Genomic DNA, 15,472 nt, shown 5'->3' with positions numbered 1-15,472 from the left:
TTCCCCCACCTCCCTGCCGCTCCGTCCCTCCGCCTCTCTGTCCCTCTGTCCCTCCGTCCCTCCCTTCCGCCCGTCCCTCCCGTCGTCCCGCCGTCGCCCGCTGCGGATGCCGAGCGTCCATGGAGCGCCGATGGTGGGCGTATGACGGAATACATCGTGTTCGCCGATTTCACCGAGCGCGGCAGCCAGGCGGCGCTGCGTGCGCTCGACAGGCTGGAGGCGGCGCACCGCGCAGGAACGGTCACGTTGCGCGAGGCACGCGTGATCGGCCGGGACGCGGAAGGCAGCGCGCAGATCCTCGGCGAGGTGGGCAACACCGGCAATGCCACAGGGTTCGCCGTCGGTGGTCTGATCGGTGCCCTTGTAGGCCTGATGGGTGGTCCGGCGGGGGCGCTGGTGGGGTTCGGCGCGGGCGGCCTCATCGGAGGTGGGCACGACGCGCGCCGAGTGATCGAGACGAACGAGGGTCTGGAGGAGTTGACGGCGGAGATCCCTCCGGGCAGCACCGTGGTGGTGGCGGACGTCGACGAGAAGTCCACCGATCCGGCCGACGCGGCTCTGGGGCCGGGAGTGAGCCGCTACCTGGCCTCGCGGGTACGCCGAGACCTGGAGAACACACTGTCGAGTCCGCAGGTGCCGCGAAACGCTTCGGACGCCCCCACGGGACCGGTCACCGGACACGAGGTCGGCCCCTCCGGGGAGGGCGAACCCGCACGGGAGAGCGGACGGGAGGAGCATTGGTGGCGGCGGTAGCACGGAAGGAGCAGAGCATGGGCCTGGCGTGGGGCGTACTGATTGTTTCCGGGTGTCTGGAGACCCTGTGGGCGACGGCCCTCGAAGCGTCGAAGAACTTCAGCCGGCTGTGGCCCTCGCTCCTCTTCCTCGTCGCTCTCGCAGCCAGCATGGCGGGGCTGTCCTACGCCGTGTCGCAGATTCCGCTCGGCACGGCGTACGCGGTGTGGGTGGGGATCGGCGCGGTCGGTACCGCGCTCTACGGGATGGCGGTGCTGGGTGATGCGGCGACGGTCGCGCGGCTGCTGTGTCTGCTGCTCATCGTCGGCGGGGTGGTGGGGCTGAAGCTTCTCCACTGAGGTCGCCACGATCCGGCCGAGGCACTCCGACCGCACCTGACGGACTACGGTCGAGCGGCGGCGGGCGGCCGGTGGCCGGTGGCCGGTGGCCGCTGCTGACGGCGGGCTGCGGGTGGCGGGGTGCGGGCGGCCGGTGGCCGGTGGCCGATCGCCGCTGCTGACGGCGGGCTGCGGGCGGCCGGCGGTGGGCTGCGGGTCCCTGCCCGCCGACAGACATGTGCCGGAAGGCACCGGCTGCCATGTGCCCGCACGCGTCGGCGGACACCCTCCGACGGCTGCGCCCGACGGGTGTCGGCCCCCCCCCACTCGCCGCGCGGTTCCGCGCGTCCTCCGCTCGGGACCGGCGCGCGGATCGCGCGGAAAACTTTCGGCGGCGCGGTCGGCCTTCTCTGCCAGAGGTCACACCACTTTTGCGGGTTCTTTACATGTCCCTGCCAGGTCATTAGGTTGACGCCCGCGCACCACCGTCCCCCTTCCCAGCCAGGGGGCCGGCCGACCGCAGACGGCTGCTGTCACGCCTTGTCCGCCCGCCGTCCCCGCCCCGAAAGGCAGGCCCATGACCCCCACACGTCGCACTCTCACCGCGCTCCTCGGCACCGCCGCAGCCGCCGCGTTGACGCTCACCGGAGCGGGGAGCGCACACGCGGCCCCGGGCACGTCCCCCACGGAGGTCTTCCGCAGCTCCGCGCCGCCCGCCGCGGCGACTTCTCAGTCCCTCGCCAAGCTCACGCACGCGCAGGCGACCGCCAAGTTCCGTGGCGCGGGGATCACCTGGACCTCCAGTGGCGGCTGTTCGGACCGCAACACCCCGACCTGCACCTCGTTCGAGGGGCTGCGTTCGGAGACGGCGGACGGCGCGATCACGCTGAAGAGCGCGTCCGGTTGCGCCATCCGTCTCACCGGCGGCACGGAGACGGGCCACGCCTCCGGCACGTACAGCCACTGGAACGGCTACAAGCTCGACATGTCGCTCTCCAGCTGCCTCGACAACTACATCACCGGCACCTTCACCTCCATCGGCGGTTCGAAGTGGAAGTCGGGTTCGGGGAACGTCTACTACCGCGAGGGCAACCACTGGGACGTCACCTACTACAACTGCGGAGGCTGCTAGAGCTGCCGGGAGACGGCGGGCAAGCCCTCCGCCGAGGCGCGCACGGTGCCGGTGGACGGTGAAAGAGCCGCCGCGTGGCCTGCGCCACACCCGGCCCGGCAACGGCGCTCGTGCACGCCCAGCGGTGCTCGTACGCACCCAGGGGCGCTCGTGCGCACCCAGGGGCGCTTTCCGCCTACGGTGCTCTCACGGCTGCGCCCGGTAGAGGGCTATCCCGAAGGAGGCGGTCACCCGGGCCGGCTCGGACAGCGCACTGACACGCGCCCGCAACTCGTCCGGCTCGACGTGGCGTGCCGTGGGGCCCATGGAGACGAGGTTCTCCACGTCCTGCCCCGACAGTTCGACGGTGTACTCCAGGGCCTCCGTGCGCTCCCTCGCGAAACGCGCGGAGAAGGTGCGCTCCAGACGCTCTTCCTTTTCGGGATCGACCTCCAGCAGGCCCAGCCGCTCCCGTAGTTCGCTCAGGTGCCGTCGGGTCGGCGTCACGACGAGCAGGGCTCCCCCGGGGCGCAGCACCCGATGGAACTCCGCGCTGTTGCGCGGGGCGAACACGTTGAGGACGGCGTCCACCCGGCCGTCCCTGACGGGGAACGGCCGCCAGACGTCCCAGCTCGCCGCTCCCGCCCTGGGGTGGGCCCGCGCGGCCCGGCGCAGCGCGTACTGCGACGTGTCCAACGCCAGCCCCACGGCGCCCGGCAGCGCCTCCAGCACCGCCGCGAGGTAGTGCCCGGTGCCGGCCCCGGCGTCGAGCAGCGTGCTCTTCTCCGGCAGGTCCAGCGAGGCGGCGGCCCGAGCGAGAGCGTCCGTGAGCGGTCCGTAGTGCCCGGCGGCCAGGAACTCCGTACGGGCCCGCACCATGGCCGCGCTGTCGGCGTTGACCGTACGCTTCGCGCCGGACAGCAGGCTGACGTATCCCTGGCGTGCCACGTCGAAGGTGTGCCGCCCAGCGCAGCGCAGCGACCGCTCCGTCACGTCGAGCGGCTCCTGGCAGACGGGGCATCGGACAACGCTCCCCGCCAGCACCTCCCACGGACCACGCCAGGCACTGACGTCACGGCGGGCGGGTTCACGGCCGGCGATCGGCGGTTCGGACATCGGGGCTCTCTCGGACAGCGGAACGGCCTCCCAGGCTACCGTCGCGGACGGCTCGGGATCCTTCCGGAGAACCGGCCCGCCGCCTCGCCCCGCGGCCTGCCTGGCGGCAGGGTGCGCCCGTAGGCGACGAGCAGCAGGTCCTGTGCCGCCCCGCAGATCGGCTGCCGGAAGAGGCGCCGTAGGACCACTCCAGAGCGTCCGCGCGCGACGAGACGCCCGTGAGGTCGGCGAGGCCGTGCTGCCGTACGCCCGGGCCGCGTTGGAGACCGCCGAGAACGCCCGGCATGCCGCGGACGCCTTCACCGGGCTGCTGTGCGGTCACGTCACCGTCGGACTCGCCTCCGGCGCCGCGGTCGCCCGCGGGCGGTTCGACATCGCCCGAAGGCCGCCGAGGTGGGCACCGAGCGCGTCGGCTTCGGCGGTCCCTGCTTCGGCGGCCCCTGTGCTTCGGCGGTTCCGGAGCGCGAGGCACCTGGGGCTTCGCGGGACGCCGAGCGGGCGGCTCTGCGCCTCGCAGGGCCTACCCGTGGTGGTGCTTTCGTGACGGAATGGACACACACGCAGCGGGCCGGAGTGCGGTGACGCACCCGGCGCGCGGTGGGAAGACGGGGCGTCGCCCCGCGTGCGTCAGCCGTAGATCTGGTGAAAGTACGGAAGCCTCACTCCAATGCCGCAGCGGCCGGCCCCGCAGGGATGAAACGCGAGCTGACAACCGCATGCTCATAAGTCTGAGTACTGCGAACAGGGGTTTCCGCTGGCTGGAGTAGTCGTTGACGAGTTGTGACCGAAACGGTCGTATCCGCCCATCCCAGCCGGTCGACGCGGGCGGCAACTGGTCGCCACGTACGACACGGGACCGCCTGCCGGGGGCCACTTCCTGGCAGCGCGTGCGCGGAACGGACCGTTTCCCGGCACCGTCGTCTGAACCTGCCCTCAGAGAAGAGAGTTCAGTCTTGACCGAGACGTCGCACACGTACGCGCCCTACGCGCCCCGTGAACCGGACGCCGGCCTGCCCGGGCCGCGCAAGCCACCCTTCGTGGACGTGAACGCGGCGTACGGGGAGGGGACTTCCGCGTTCATGCACGACGCCTCCCCCCGTGTCGACACGGCGACGGGCCTCACCGACACCGGAACCCTCGGCCTGACCCGCTTCTCCTCGCCGCACCCCGAGCGCGACGAGTACCGGGAGCAGGCCGAGCACCCCGACCTGGAAGCCGAACTCGCCCGGTTCCTCGACACGGTCGAACAGCAGGCACTCGCCGACACGGAGGCCGCCCTCACCCGGGCAAGACACCGCAAGGACGGCCCCCTCGAGCGGGTGAAGCACCAGCACAGGTCCGACCTGACCTGGCGGCGCGTGCTGAGCGCCTTCTCCATCACCCTTACGGCGATGATCGTGCTCCTGGTCAGCTTCCTGGGTGCCAAGGCGTCCTACCCGTCCCTCTACGACCTCGCCCAGGAGTCCGCACCCCCCGGTGTCGCACAGGCCTGGCCGTTGCTGATCTACGCCCCCTGGGTCGCCGCCACACTGTCGATCCTGCGCACCCGCGCCTACCGCCGCCGCACCGTGCACTCGTGGCTCGTCGTGCTGTTCTTCGCCGCCGTCGCCTCACTGCTGTGCGTCGCCGACGCGCCTGCCACTCCGGCGGGCATCGCGGTGGCAGGCCTCCCCCCGATCACCGCCCTGCTCTGCTTCCACCAGCTCGTACGGCAGCTCGACCTGCCGCCCGTGCCGGCCGCGCCCTCCCGCCACGCCCGGCCGCCCAAGGGCACCAACCGCCACCGCTCGGCGGGCTGACCGGCCCAGCGAACGCCCTGCGCGTACCGGCTGCCCGCGACATCGAGCACCACCTCCGCCGACGGCGGGACGGACTGCCGTCCCGCCGTCTCTGCGTGCGCGGACGCCCTCTCCGCGCGTGCGTCCCTCGTGACCACCGGACACGCCGAACGGCCAGAGGCACTGCAACGAGCGGCCAGCTCCCCACCCCGCACAGTCCGCTCCTTCGCCCGCTGCCCCTGCGCCCCCGCCCGAGCACGACTGCACTGAGCGCGAAAACGCCAGAGCACACCGCACCCCACGCACGTCAAAGCCCCCACCGGGTCTCCCGAAGAACTGGACCGCAGTTCCCGTCGTGCCATCCTCTGCGACCGGTACCAGGCCGGTGACAGGGACGCCGTACTCGTAGCGCTGGGTCCACGCGCCGTCGTTCGAGGCTGGGTCAACTGCTACGGAGCCTTTTACAAGTCGGCTCTGTTTCCCTCCTGGAGCGCACCCATGCCTACCTGATGCGGTGGATGGACGTGTTCGTCACCCGGCGGCTTGCGGTGACGGTTCGTCGTAGATCCCGACGCGTAGGACGTGCTCGATGACGCCGTCGAGCTTGTCGCGTGCCGCGGTCAGCTCGGTGATGCGCTGCTGGATGGCGCCGCGCTCGTGCCGGATCTTGTCGTACATGCTGCCGGTGACCATTCCCGTGGACACGCACGGCAGCAGGTCGACGATCGTGTGGCTGGGCAGGCCTGCGGCGTAGAGCTGCTGGATCAGCTGAACCCGCTCGACTGCGCCCTCGCCGTAGGTTCGCTGCCCGCCCGCGGTGCGGTCCGAGTCCAGCAGCCCCTGCTGCTCGTAGTAACGCAGCGAGCGCACGCTGACGCCGGCTCGATCCGCCAGTTCCCCGATCCTCATCGTGTCTCCCGTCACATTCGCCTTGGCGGATTTGTCTCTGACATCAGTGTCAGGTTCTAGCGTAGGTGACGGCTCCAAGAACGGAGACCACCACGCACCCGGCCCCGTTCTCGCACCCTGGTGCACGAGCAGACGGGACCGGACAGAACGAATCGGCTGAAGAGGCACACATCATGAGCGACAGCATCGACCTGACCGGCAAGAGCGAGCGGTACAAGAAGGGCATCGCCTACTACGAGTCGATCCATGGCGCGGCAGGCGCGCAGTCCTTCGACGCTTTGGAGGGCATCGCCCCTGGGTTCGCGGACCTGCTCATTGAGTTCACGCTCGGCGACGTCCACTCCCGCCCCGGCCTGGACATCAAGACGCGCGAGCTGCTCACCGTGGCCGCGCTGACCGCCATGGGCACCGCGAACCTCCAGCTCAAGACACACGTTGACAGCGCGATGAACGTCGGCTGGACCAAGGAAGAGATCATCGAGACCATCACCCAGATGGCCGTCTATGCCGGGTTCCCCGCCGCTCTCAACGGGTTCTTCGCTGCGGCTGAGGTCTTCGCCGCCCGCGAAGCCGCCGGCCAGGAGGCCTGAATTGGAACTCGCAGGACAGACCGCTCCTGGTCACGGGCGCGAACCGCGGCATCGGCCGCCGGTTCGTTGCCGAGCTCCTCGCTCGTGACGTGCGCAAGGTCTACGTCGGCATCCGCAACCCGGATGCCGACGACCAAGAGATGCGTGGGATCCACGCGTCGAGCTCGTGCGCCTGGACATCACCGCCACCGACGCGGTCGAGGCGGCAGCGCACCGGGCCGAAGGCGTGTCGGTGATGATCAACAACGTCGGGTTCTCTCCCCCAGCCCCTCCTAAAGGCTGACGTCGACACCGTCGGGCGCGAGATCGAGACACGCGTGTTCGGGACCCTTTCCATGGCCCGAGCGTTAGCGGTATTGCCCTGTGAGATGCGCGCATCGTGAAGTTGCTGGTCACGGATCTGGTGTGGGAGGCGCTCGCCTTACTTGCGCCGGTCGTGGGCGGATGGCTTCGGTGAAGATCGTCGGTCACCTGGCTACTTCGCGGTTCGTGAGGACCAGCAGGGCCCTGACCAGGGCGGTCGCCCATGACGGGACGGTGCGTACCCTGCCGAGGACGCGCCAGTTCTTCAGGTGGGCGAAGCCGTGCTCGACCGGTGCCCGAACGGCGGCGAGGGCCTTGTCGGGCAGCTCCTGACCGCGCGTCAGGGACGGTTCTTGGGCGGCCTTGTAGCCGTTGGTCACAGCGGGGTCGGCGTCGGGCCGCTGTCGTCGAGGCCGACGAAGCCCAGGTCGGCGACGGCGCCGAGACCGGCTGCCCGCAGCTTGGCGGTGAGGTGGTCGTACCGGCAGGCGGTGATCTCGGAGGTGCGTCCGGGCCGGGCCGCCGAGACCCACAGCAGCCGGCCCCGGTCGTCGGTGAGCGCGATCACGAGCAGGCCGTGGCACTTGGTCTTGCCGGAGTAGTTCTTCCGGTTCGCCTTGCCCGTCCTGCGCCGGGTGCGGATGAGCGTGCCGCCCAGGGGGACGATGCCGCCGCCCTTTCGGGCGATCTTCTTGAGGGCGCGGTCGAGGCGAGAGGCGCGGGCGGCCAGCAGGCCGACAACTTCGCGCACTCACCTGGTCACAGTGGTGCGGTGGATGCCTTTGCCGCCGGCGAGGTCGCCGGGCCGCTGGTCACAGCGCAGCACCGCCGGCACGATTCCGGCGATCTTCCCCGAGGGCAGGGACCGCCACGGTGAACGGATCTTCTTGCAGTGACCGCAGCTCACCTCGGCGAGGTAGTTCAGGGTGGCGCTCAACAGCGGCAGGCGGGCGGTGTAGACAAGGCCGTCAGGGCCCTCGCCGCCGGTGCGGATCGCATCTCCCCGCAAGCCTCAACCACCTTACGAGGCTGACGAGTTGGCCAGACTGCGGGACTGGGCCGGGCATCTGCCGGGCCAGGCCGGGTGGGACGGTCTGGCTCTGATGGCGCTCGGCGCGGGCTGCGGCCTGGCCGCCGGGTGAGGTCGTCAAGGTCCGGGGCTTGCACGTTGATGCCGCCTGCGGGGTCCCCGTGCTGAACAAGGCCCTGCTGAGGCGTGTGGTGGACTGCCGCTGCGAGTGGACGCCGATCCTCACGGATCTGGCCGGCACAGCCGGGGTCGGCTACATGTTCCGGCCGGGGCCAGTCCGCTCCGCAGGACTGCCGCCACCTCGGCACCCCACAGACCGCTGAACTCCCGGAACCGAAGAGAACCACCCGCAGCCCCGGCTCCCCGGGGCACCTCGTCGTACACGCGACACCACGCACCCCGGGCCCACCCCATCCGCTGCTGCGACGGAAGCCATCTGACACCCCGAACGCAGTCGAACAGGCCCCCGGAAACGACAAAGATCCCGACCGATCATGAAGATCATCGGGATCTCGTCAACCACCCCTGAGCCAACTCAAGAACGGTCGTGTCTGTGGACCTGAGGGGATTTGAACCCCTGACCCTCTCGTTGCGAACGAGATGCGCTACCGGACTGCGCCACAGGCCCTTGCGACGGATGAAACTTTAGCATCCTCGTCGGGCCGGGAGGAAATCCGCTCCCGCGCTGGTCACGAGGGCGGCCACGAGCGGAGCCAGGGCACGGCCGCAGGGAGGGTCACTCGTTGGCGGCGCGGGGGCGGTCCTCGTCCTCGTACTGGTCGAAGAGCGGGGTGCGGTCGCGGTCGTGATGCCGACGGGGGCGGGTGGAGTCGGCGCCGTGCGGGTCCCCGTCCACAGGCCGTGGATCGGCGGCCGAGGCGGTGCTGGAGCGGGCGGAGCTCCAGGCGTCCGGTGCCTCCAGGTCGACTCCACGTGTGGCACGGGGGGCGACGGGGGCGCTCACGTAAGTGGGCAGCGGTACGGGGACGGGGTCCCAGCCTTCGCCGTCCGAGGAGTCACGGTCCCGGGCGCGCTGCTGGTCGACCCATTCGGCGTGATCGGTCTGCTCCACCAGGGCGCGCCGTTCGGCAGCCCCCTGCTCCTCCTTGACGCGCGCCGCCTCCTCACGCGCACGGGTTGCCTCCTCGCGGGCGCGCGCCGCCTCCTCACGGGCGCGGCCGGCCGCGTCCTGCCGTGCGTCGCCCCTTCCGCCGGAGGCGGTTGTGCCGCCCTGGCGGCGTGCGTCCCGGGAAACGTCGGCCGCCTGGCCCGGTGAGCCGTCCGCGGGGTGCCTGCCGTCCGGCCCGTGCTCCTGGTGCCGGTCGCGGGCCTCGTCGGGGCTTGCGCCGGTCCGGGGGTGTGCGGCTGCGGGGTGGTGCGCGTCCCGTCCCGCGGGGTGGTCGACATGGGCCGGGAGGCCGGGCTCGGTGTCGGCCTCCCAGGCTTCGGCTCGGCGATGCCCCTCCGGAGCGAAGTCCCCGTCGCGACGGCGCCGCGCGTGCAACGTGCGGGCGGCCTCTTCGGCCTGGCGCCGGTCCATGGCGACGGCGAACCTGCGCCGCTCCTGAATGCGGAGATAGCCGATGTAGACGCTCAGCAGGAGGGCCGGAACGGCGGGAACCCACAGGAGGGCGAGACCGTGCACGGCGGCGAAGACGCTGCCGACGGTGAAGGCCAGGAAAAGCAGCATCGTCGTACGGCGGCGCCGTGCGAGCAGCTTCGCGCGCTTGGCCTGTTTGGCCCGGCGGCCCGCCAGAGCGGCGGCCCGCGCCTGTGCGGACTGCTCGCGGGTCATCTGGCCGTGGTCGCCGTCGGCGCCCTGCTGCTCGCTCTGGCGGACGGAGCCGTCGCTTGCGGGGGTGTCCCCGGTGCCGTGGTGCGTGAGGCCGCCGTGTGCCGGATCCCCGCTGTCCTGGCCGGAGGAGGCGGGCGGGAAGGACGACCCGGGGTGACCGTGGCTTTCCGGCGTTCCGTGCCCTTCCGGCGTTCCGCGTCCTTCCGGTGTTCCGCGTCCTTCCTGGCGCGCGGCGCCGCTGTGGCCGAAGCGCGCCTGGCTCCCGTTCGCGTGGTCGTCGTGCGTCCGGTGCTCGCGCTGGGTGCCCGCGCGACCGGCGTACCCCTGGCCGACGCGCTGAGCGCGTGCGGAGGCGTCGTGCGCGCGCTGTGCGTGCGCGTGTACCTCGGTCGGTGCTTCGGAGCCGGGCGCGCCGACCATGGTCTTGGGGTCGGCGAAAGCCCGGACGTCCACCGCCTCGTCGGCGGCGTCCGGGTCACTTCCGTACGCGTCCTCGTCGTAACCGTCGTACGCACCGGCAGAGCCGGCGCCGGCCTGCGGCGCGTACGGGTCGTCCGCCTCCCACCTCTCGCGCACCCGGCGTCGCTCCGCGTCGCGCGCGTAGCGGCGCTCCATGCCGGCCTTGCCGGACAGCAGCCGGATGGCGGTGCTGAAGCGTTCCGTCGGACGTGCTTCGTTCAGCTCGTCCTGTCGGCGAAGCCACATCGGCACCAAGTAGGCGGCCCAGGCCCCGACGATGACTGCGTAGATGAGGCCACTGCTGCTCACCCTCACACGGTAGAGGGGATCGAGTGAGCCCATCTGCCAAATAGCCCGGTGTGTCGCACGATCTGGCTGATCTCTCCACCTTTTTTTGTGATTGCTGGCCTGGGCGGCAAGGAAATGGGCGATACATACCGGGAGGCGGCTTTTCGCGCCACAATTCGAACGCCTATTTCATTTCCGAGGAGCGGCCGGGCCGCGACCTGCGCCACCGGTTCAGCAGTCCCTCGGGCACCTCCTCGGCCGTCAGCGCGAACACCAGGTGATCCCGCCAGGCGCCGTCGATGTGCAGATAACGCGGCCGTACACCTTCCTCACGGAAGCCCAGTTTCTCCACGACCCGTCTGCTGGGCGCGTTCTCGGGGCGGATGCACACCTCGATACGGTGCAGCCCCACGGAGCGGAAACAGTGGTCCACCGCGAGAGCCACCGCCGTCGGCATGACACCCCGCCCGGCGACGCCACGGTCGATCCAGTAGCCGATATGGCCCGAACACATCGATCCCCAGGTGATGCCCGCCACGGTGAGCTGGCCGACCAGCCTGCCCTCGTACTGCACGACGAAGGGCAGCATCCGTCCCGCCTGCGCCTCGGCGCGCAGGTGGCGCACCATCTGCCGGTAGGTGGGACGTCGCGGCGGCAGGTGGCCGGGGGGCGGCGGGGGAATCGTCGCCTCCCACGGGCGCAACCAGTCGCGGTTGCGCTGGTTCACCTCCCGCCAGGCACGCTGATCGCGCACCTTTATCGGACGGAGGGCCGTGGGACCGTCCGCCAGCTCAGCCGGCCACGGCGCGTTCAGCGGTGGTCGTCCCCTCTGGGGTCGCCGGGCTGTTCGGACGCACCCGGCTCAGTGGACGATGCGGTGCGGACGTGCTGGGGGTGGTCGCCGCCGTGGAGCTGGTCGACGGCGTGCGGCAGCAGGTCCGCGAGGACGGTGAGCCCGTCCTTCACGCCCCCTGTCGACCCCGGGAGGTTGACGATGAGGGTGCTGCCCGCGACACCGGCCACGCCGCGCGACAGGGCCGCTGTGGGGACCTTCGCTCGGCCCTCCGCGCGGATGGCCTCGGCGATGCCGGGGATTTCGTAGTCCAGCAGCGAACGGGTCACCTCAGGGGTGCGGTCGTTCGGGTTGATGCCGGTGCCGCCCGTGGTGAGGACCACCGCGTACCCGGCCCGCACGGCCTCCCTCAGCGCCTGTCCCACGGGTTCACCGTCCGGCACCACGGTCGGCCCGTCCGCGGCGAACCCCATGGCCGCCAGCCCCTCGACAAGCAGCGGGCCGCCCTTGTCCGCGTACACCCGGGCAGCCGCGCGGTTGGACGCCGTCACGGCGAGAGCCCGGTGGGGTGGCTTTCCCGCGTCCCGGTGCCCGTTCGCGGTGACGTGCTCTCCGGGACCCGCGGCTGCGTGCCCCGCCTCGCCTGATCCGTGTCCGGCGCCGCCGTGTCCGGCAGCACTCATGCGTCGCCCTCCTCCCCGGTGAGCGGCGAGCGCGTCCAGTCGCCGGACTTGCCGCCGCTCTTCTCCTCCACCCTGACGTCCGTGATCGTCGCCCCCTTGTCGACGGCCTTCACCATGTCGATGACCGTCAGACCGGCGACCGTAACCGCCGTGAGCGCTTCCATTTCCACGCCGGTGCGGTCGGTGGTCCTCACCCGGGCGGTGATCTCCACGGCGTCGTCGGCGACTGCCAGCTCGACCTTCACCCCGGAGACCGCGAGGGGGTGGCACAGCGGGATGAGTTCGGGCGTCTTCTTCGCGCCCATGATCCCGGCGATCCGGGCGGTCGCCAAAGCGTCGCCCTTGGGCACGCCCTCGCCGCGCAGCAGTGCGACCACCCGCGATGAGACCAGCACCCGTCCGGTGGCGCGGGCCGTCCTCGCGGTGACGTCCTTCTCCGACACGTCGACCATCCGGGCGGCCCCGGAGGTGTCGAGGTGGGTGAGGTGCTGCTGGGGGCTGGTCATGGTTCTCCCGGTCCTGTGCTGTGCCCAGACACGGTACCGGCAGCGGCAAGAGCGGTGCCCGGCGCGTCAGTCGAGGGGAACGACGGTGACCTCGCGTCCCGGTGCGATCCGGCTGGTCTTCTCCGGGATGTCGATGAGGGCGTCGGCCTGCGCGAGAGCGGCGATCAGGTGGGACCCCGAACCGCCGACGGGGCTGACGCTGCCCATTTCCTCGTCCTCTGCGGGCGGGGTGTAGGCGCCGCGCAGGAACTGTCGCTTGCCCTCCGGCGAGGTCAGTTCCGACTCCCCGGCCAGACGGGCGCTCACGGTACGGCGCCGGATGGGCTCCTGACCCATCAGTGCGCGCACCGCGGGACGGACGAACAGTTCGAAGGAGACGTACGCGCTCACCGGGTTGCCCGGAAGCGTGAGGATGGGCGTGCGGTCGGGACCGATGAGGCCGAAGCCCTGCGGTTTTCCGGGCTGCATCGCGAGCCTGCGGAACTCCACCGCGTCCGAGGCGCCGTCCGCCGGTTCGCCGTCCTCGTCCGCGCCGAAGGCCTCCACACGGGAGAGTGCTTCCTTGACGACGTCGTAGGCACCGACGCTGACCCCGCCACTGGTCACGAGGAGGTCGGCTCGGATGAGCTGGTCCTCGATGGTCGAGCGGAGCGTCTCCGCGTCGTCGGCCACCGCACCCACCCGGTAGGAGATGGCTCCCGCCGCGCGAGCCGCGGCCGTCAGTACGAAGCTGTTGGCGTCGTGGATCTGGCCGGGCCCCAAGGGCTCCCCCGGCGGCACGAGTTCGCTGCCGGTGGAGAGCACCACCACGCGGGGGCGGGGGCGGACGGTCACCGCACCGCGCCCGATGGCCGCGAGGAGGCCGACCTGCGCGGGCCCCAGCACGGTGCCCGCACGGAGCGCGACCGTGCCGGGCCGAACGTCGCTGCCCTTGGCCCTCACGTGCTGGCGCGGGACGACCGGGCGGTGCACGCGTACCTGTCCGGAGGCGTCCTGCGGGGCGCTGCTGTGCGCCCGCATGGCGTCCGCCGGGCCGCTGCCCGTGCCGCCGTCGGTCCACTCGACCGGGACGACGGCCTCGGCTCCGGGCGGCAGCGGTGCGCCGGTCATGATGCGGGCCGCCTGCCCCGAGGACACCGTGGGCAGCCCGGCGCTGCCGGCCGCGATGTCACCGATGACGCTGAGCACCGCGGGGAACTCCTCGCTGGCCCCCTCGACGTCGGCGATCCGTACGGCATAGCCGTCCATGGAGCTGTTGTCGAACGGCGGGAGGGCCGCCGGGACGAGCACGTCCTCGACCAGGACGCACCCCTGCGCGTCCAGCAGGTTCAGCTCAATGGGCTCCAGTGGACGGATGCTGCGGAGGATGTCCTCCAGGTGCTCGTCGACGGACCAGGTCTTGCTCAAGGCTTACATCTCCTCGGTGACGTAACCGCGCAGCCACTCCCGGAACTCCGGGCCCAGGTCCTCACGTTCGCATGCGAGTCGGACAATGGCTCGCAAATAGTCTCCCCGGTCCCCGGTGTCGTAGCGGCGTCCGCTGAAGACTACGCCGTGCACGGGGCCGCCCAGGGACTCGTCGGCGGACAGTGCCTGCAGGGCGTCGGTGAGCTGGATCTCGCCGCCCCTGCCGGGCTGTGTCTTGCTGAGGACGTCGAAGACCGCCGGGTCGAGCACATAGCGGCCGATGATGGCCAGGTTGCTGGGTGCCTGCTCGGCGGAGGGTTTTTCCACGAGGTCGGAGACGCGGACGACGTCACCGTCAGAGGTGGGGCTCGCCGCGGCGGCGCCGTAGAGGTGGATGCTGGCCGGGTCGACCTCCAGCAGGGCGATCACGCTGCCGCCGTGCTCCTCCTGGACCTGCAGCATGCGGGAGAGCAGGGGGTCGCGCGGGTCGATCAGGTCGTCGCCCAGCAGGACGGCGAAGGGCTGGTTGCCCACGTGCGGCGCGGCGCACAGGACGGCGTGGCCCAGCCCCCGGGGATCACCCTGGCGGACGTAGTGCATGGTGGCCAGGTCGCTGGACTCCTGCACCCGGGCGAGCTTTCCGTCGTCGCCCTTGTCGCGCAGCACCTGTTCCAATTCGTAGTTGCGGTCGAAGTGGTCCTCGAGGGGCCGCTTGTTGCGGCCGGTGACCATGAGGACGTCGGACAGCCCTGCTGCCACGGCCTCCTCGACCACATACTGGATCGCGGGCTTGTCGACGACCGGGAGCATCTCCTTGGGCGTGGCCTTCGTGGCGGGGAGGAAGCGGGTGCCCAGGCCGGCGGCGGGGATGACCGCCTTGGTGATCCGCGTGCGGGGAGAAGTCATGTCCCGCACCATAACCGCTGAATTAATCCGGAAGATAAGGGTCCGCATGGTTTCCGTATGGTTTGTTGCATTTTGCGAACCCGGGAGGGGTGAGGCGTGTCATGGGCGAGACGAAGACCGTCGGCAACAGTAGGAAGCGCGAGTTGCGCCGCACTGTCCTCGCGGTGAGGAAGACGTTGCCGCCGGATGACCGCCAGGCGGCCGCCGGCGAGCTGGCGCGGCGTGTCCTGGCCCTCGACGAGCTCGCCACGGCCCGCACAGTCGCCGCGTACGTCTCCGTGGGAACGGAGCCGGGGACGGGCCCCCTGCTCCGAGCGCTGGACGAACGCGGCGTACGGGTGCTGCTGCCGGTCCTGCAGGCCGACAACGATCTGGACTGGGCCCCCTACGAGGGGCCCGACACGCTGGTCCCTGTGGGACGAGGACTGCGCGAGCCCACCGGGCCGCGGCTCGGCCCCGAGGCGGTCACCCGGGTCGACGCGGTGCTGCTTCCCGGCCTGGCCGTCGACCGGCGCGGGCTGCGGCTCGGCCGGGGCGCAGGGTGCTACGACCGGGTGCTCGCCCGACTGGCGGCCTCCGGCGCGCACCCGGCCTGCGCGGTGCTTCTGTACGACGGTGAAGTCGTCGACCACATCGACGGCGAGGCACACGACCGCCCTGTGCCCACGGCCGTGACACCGTCCGGAGTGCACCGCCTGGGCGACGCGTAGCGGCGCGCGGCTGCGGTG

At 71.3% G+C, this 15,472-nt stretch carries 17 protein-coding genes and 1 tRNA gene; 6 read left to right on the top strand and 12 right to left on the bottom strand.

The features are described from left to right. Positions 1–141: 141 nt before the first annotated feature. The 3 genes from AB8Z75_RS07345 to AB8Z75_RS07335 all read left to right on the top strand — a co-directional run bounded on the left by AB8Z75_RS07345 (position 142) and on the right by AB8Z75_RS07335 (position 2,202). On the top strand, positions 142–753 hold the full coding sequence (locus AB8Z75_RS07345; RefSeq protein WP_369200572.1) for a DUF1269 domain-containing protein: 612 nt from the start codon (positions 142–144) through the stop codon (positions 751–753). Positions 754–770: 17 nt separating this feature from the next. Continuing rightward, positions 771–1,091, top strand: coding sequence for a multidrug efflux SMR transporter (locus AB8Z75_RS07340; protein ID WP_369200571.1), 321 nt, complete (start codon positions 771–773; stop codon positions 1,089–1,091). A gap of 556 nt (positions 1,092–1,647) precedes the next feature. Beyond that, entirely contained in the window at positions 1,648–2,202 is a 555-nt protein-coding gene (locus AB8Z75_RS07335) for a hypothetical protein (protein WP_369200570.1), read from the top strand. Between the two features lie 186 nt (positions 2,203–2,388). Here the strand turns inward: AB8Z75_RS07335 and AB8Z75_RS07330 are convergent, their stop codons facing one another. Continuing rightward, positions 2,389–3,297 (bottom strand): putative RNA methyltransferase, encoded by a 909-nt coding sequence (locus tag AB8Z75_RS07330; protein ID WP_369200569.1) that lies wholly within the window; start codon positions 3,295–3,297, stop codon positions 2,389–2,391. Between the two features lie 953 nt (positions 3,298–4,250). Between AB8Z75_RS07330 and AB8Z75_RS07325 the strand changes: the two genes are divergently transcribed. Continuing rightward, positions 4,251–5,096, top strand: coding sequence for a DUF2637 domain-containing protein (locus tag AB8Z75_RS07325; protein ID WP_369200568.1), 846 nt, complete (start codon positions 4,251–4,253; stop codon positions 5,094–5,096). Positions 5,097–5,606: 510 nt separating this feature from the next. On the opposite strand, the gene AB8Z75_RS07320 is transcribed toward AB8Z75_RS07325, so the two are convergent. Beyond that, complete coding sequence (locus AB8Z75_RS07320; RefSeq protein ID WP_369200567.1) at positions 5,607–5,984, bottom strand: MerR family transcriptional regulator; 378 nt, start codon at positions 5,982–5,984, stop codon at positions 5,607–5,609. 173 nt (positions 5,985–6,157) lie between these two features. Between AB8Z75_RS07320 and AB8Z75_RS07315 the strand changes: the two genes are divergently transcribed. After that, positions 6,158–6,574: a carboxymuconolactone decarboxylase family protein gene (locus tag AB8Z75_RS07315; RefSeq protein ID WP_369200565.1), complete on the top strand. Its 417-nt coding sequence runs from the start codon at positions 6,158–6,160 to the stop codon at positions 6,572–6,574. Positions 6,575–7,041: 467 nt separating this feature from the next. Here the strand turns inward: AB8Z75_RS07315 and AB8Z75_RS07310 are convergent, their stop codons facing one another. The 10 genes from AB8Z75_RS07310 to galU all read right to left on the bottom strand — a co-directional run bounded on the left by AB8Z75_RS07310 (position 7,042) and on the right by galU (position 14,744). Next, positions 7,042–7,257 (bottom strand): transposase family protein, encoded by a 216-nt coding sequence (locus AB8Z75_RS07310; protein ID WP_369200563.1) that lies wholly within the window; start codon positions 7,255–7,257, stop codon positions 7,042–7,044. Next, positions 7,254–7,628, bottom strand: coding sequence for a transposase family protein (locus tag AB8Z75_RS07305; RefSeq protein WP_369200562.1), 375 nt, complete (start codon positions 7,626–7,628; stop codon positions 7,254–7,256). The genes AB8Z75_RS07310 and AB8Z75_RS07305 overlap by 4 nt, the downstream gene beginning before the upstream one ends. Further along, positions 7,629–7,886: a hypothetical protein gene (locus AB8Z75_RS07300; protein ID WP_369200561.1), complete on the bottom strand. Its 258-nt coding sequence runs from the start codon at positions 7,884–7,886 to the stop codon at positions 7,629–7,631. Positions 7,887–8,461: 575 nt separating this feature from the next. Further along, positions 8,462–8,535, bottom strand: a tRNA-Ala gene (locus AB8Z75_RS07295). A gap of 108 nt (positions 8,536–8,643) precedes the next feature. Then, the gene (gene glpR, locus AB8Z75_RS07290) at positions 8,644–10,470 is read right to left on the bottom strand and encodes a gephyrin-like molybdotransferase receptor GlpR (protein WP_369200560.1); all 1,827 of its coding nucleotides are present in this window, start codon (positions 10,468–10,470) and stop codon (positions 8,644–8,646) included. A gap of 163 nt (positions 10,471–10,633) precedes the next feature. Beyond that, positions 10,634–11,263, bottom strand: a complete 630-nt coding sequence (locus AB8Z75_RS07285; protein WP_369200575.1) for a GNAT family N-acetyltransferase — start codon at positions 11,261–11,263, stop codon at positions 10,634–10,636. Beyond that, a complete protein-coding gene (locus AB8Z75_RS07280; RefSeq protein WP_369200559.1) occupies positions 11,260–11,925 on the bottom strand; it encodes a molybdenum cofactor biosynthesis protein B in 666 nt (221 codons plus the stop codon). Before AB8Z75_RS07280 ends, AB8Z75_RS07285 begins: the two co-directional genes overlap by 4 nt. Beyond that, positions 11,922–12,431 (bottom strand): cyclic pyranopterin monophosphate synthase MoaC, encoded by a 510-nt coding sequence (moaC, locus tag AB8Z75_RS07275; protein WP_369200558.1) that lies wholly within the window; start codon positions 12,429–12,431, stop codon positions 11,922–11,924. The genes AB8Z75_RS07280 and moaC overlap by 4 nt, the downstream gene beginning before the upstream one ends. A gap of 66 nt (positions 12,432–12,497) precedes the next feature. Next, positions 12,498–13,838, bottom strand: a complete 1,341-nt coding sequence (gene glp / locus AB8Z75_RS07270) for a gephyrin-like molybdotransferase Glp (RefSeq protein WP_369200557.1) — start codon at positions 13,836–13,838, stop codon at positions 12,498–12,500. A 3-nt stretch (positions 13,839–13,841) separates the two neighbouring features. Further along, the gene (gene galU, locus AB8Z75_RS07265; RefSeq protein WP_369200556.1) at positions 13,842–14,744 is read right to left on the bottom strand and encodes a UTP--glucose-1-phosphate uridylyltransferase GalU; all 903 of its coding nucleotides are present in this window, start codon (positions 14,742–14,744) and stop codon (positions 13,842–13,844) included. A gap of 101 nt (positions 14,745–14,845) precedes the next feature. On the opposite strand from galU, the gene AB8Z75_RS07260 reads away from it, so the two are divergent. Beyond that, complete coding sequence (locus AB8Z75_RS07260) at positions 14,846–15,454, top strand: 5-formyltetrahydrofolate cyclo-ligase (protein ID WP_369200555.1); 609 nt, start codon at positions 14,846–14,848, stop codon at positions 15,452–15,454. Positions 15,455–15,472: the final 18 nt, after the last annotated feature.

It is taken from the genome of Streptomyces sp. PU-14G (assembly GCF_041028275.1).
Classification (GTDB): Bacteria; Actinomycetota; Actinomycetes; order Streptomycetales; family Streptomycetaceae; genus Streptomyces.
The sequence above is the reverse complement of the archived record's forward strand: the minus strand, read 5'-3'. Positions and strand labels throughout refer to the sequence as shown.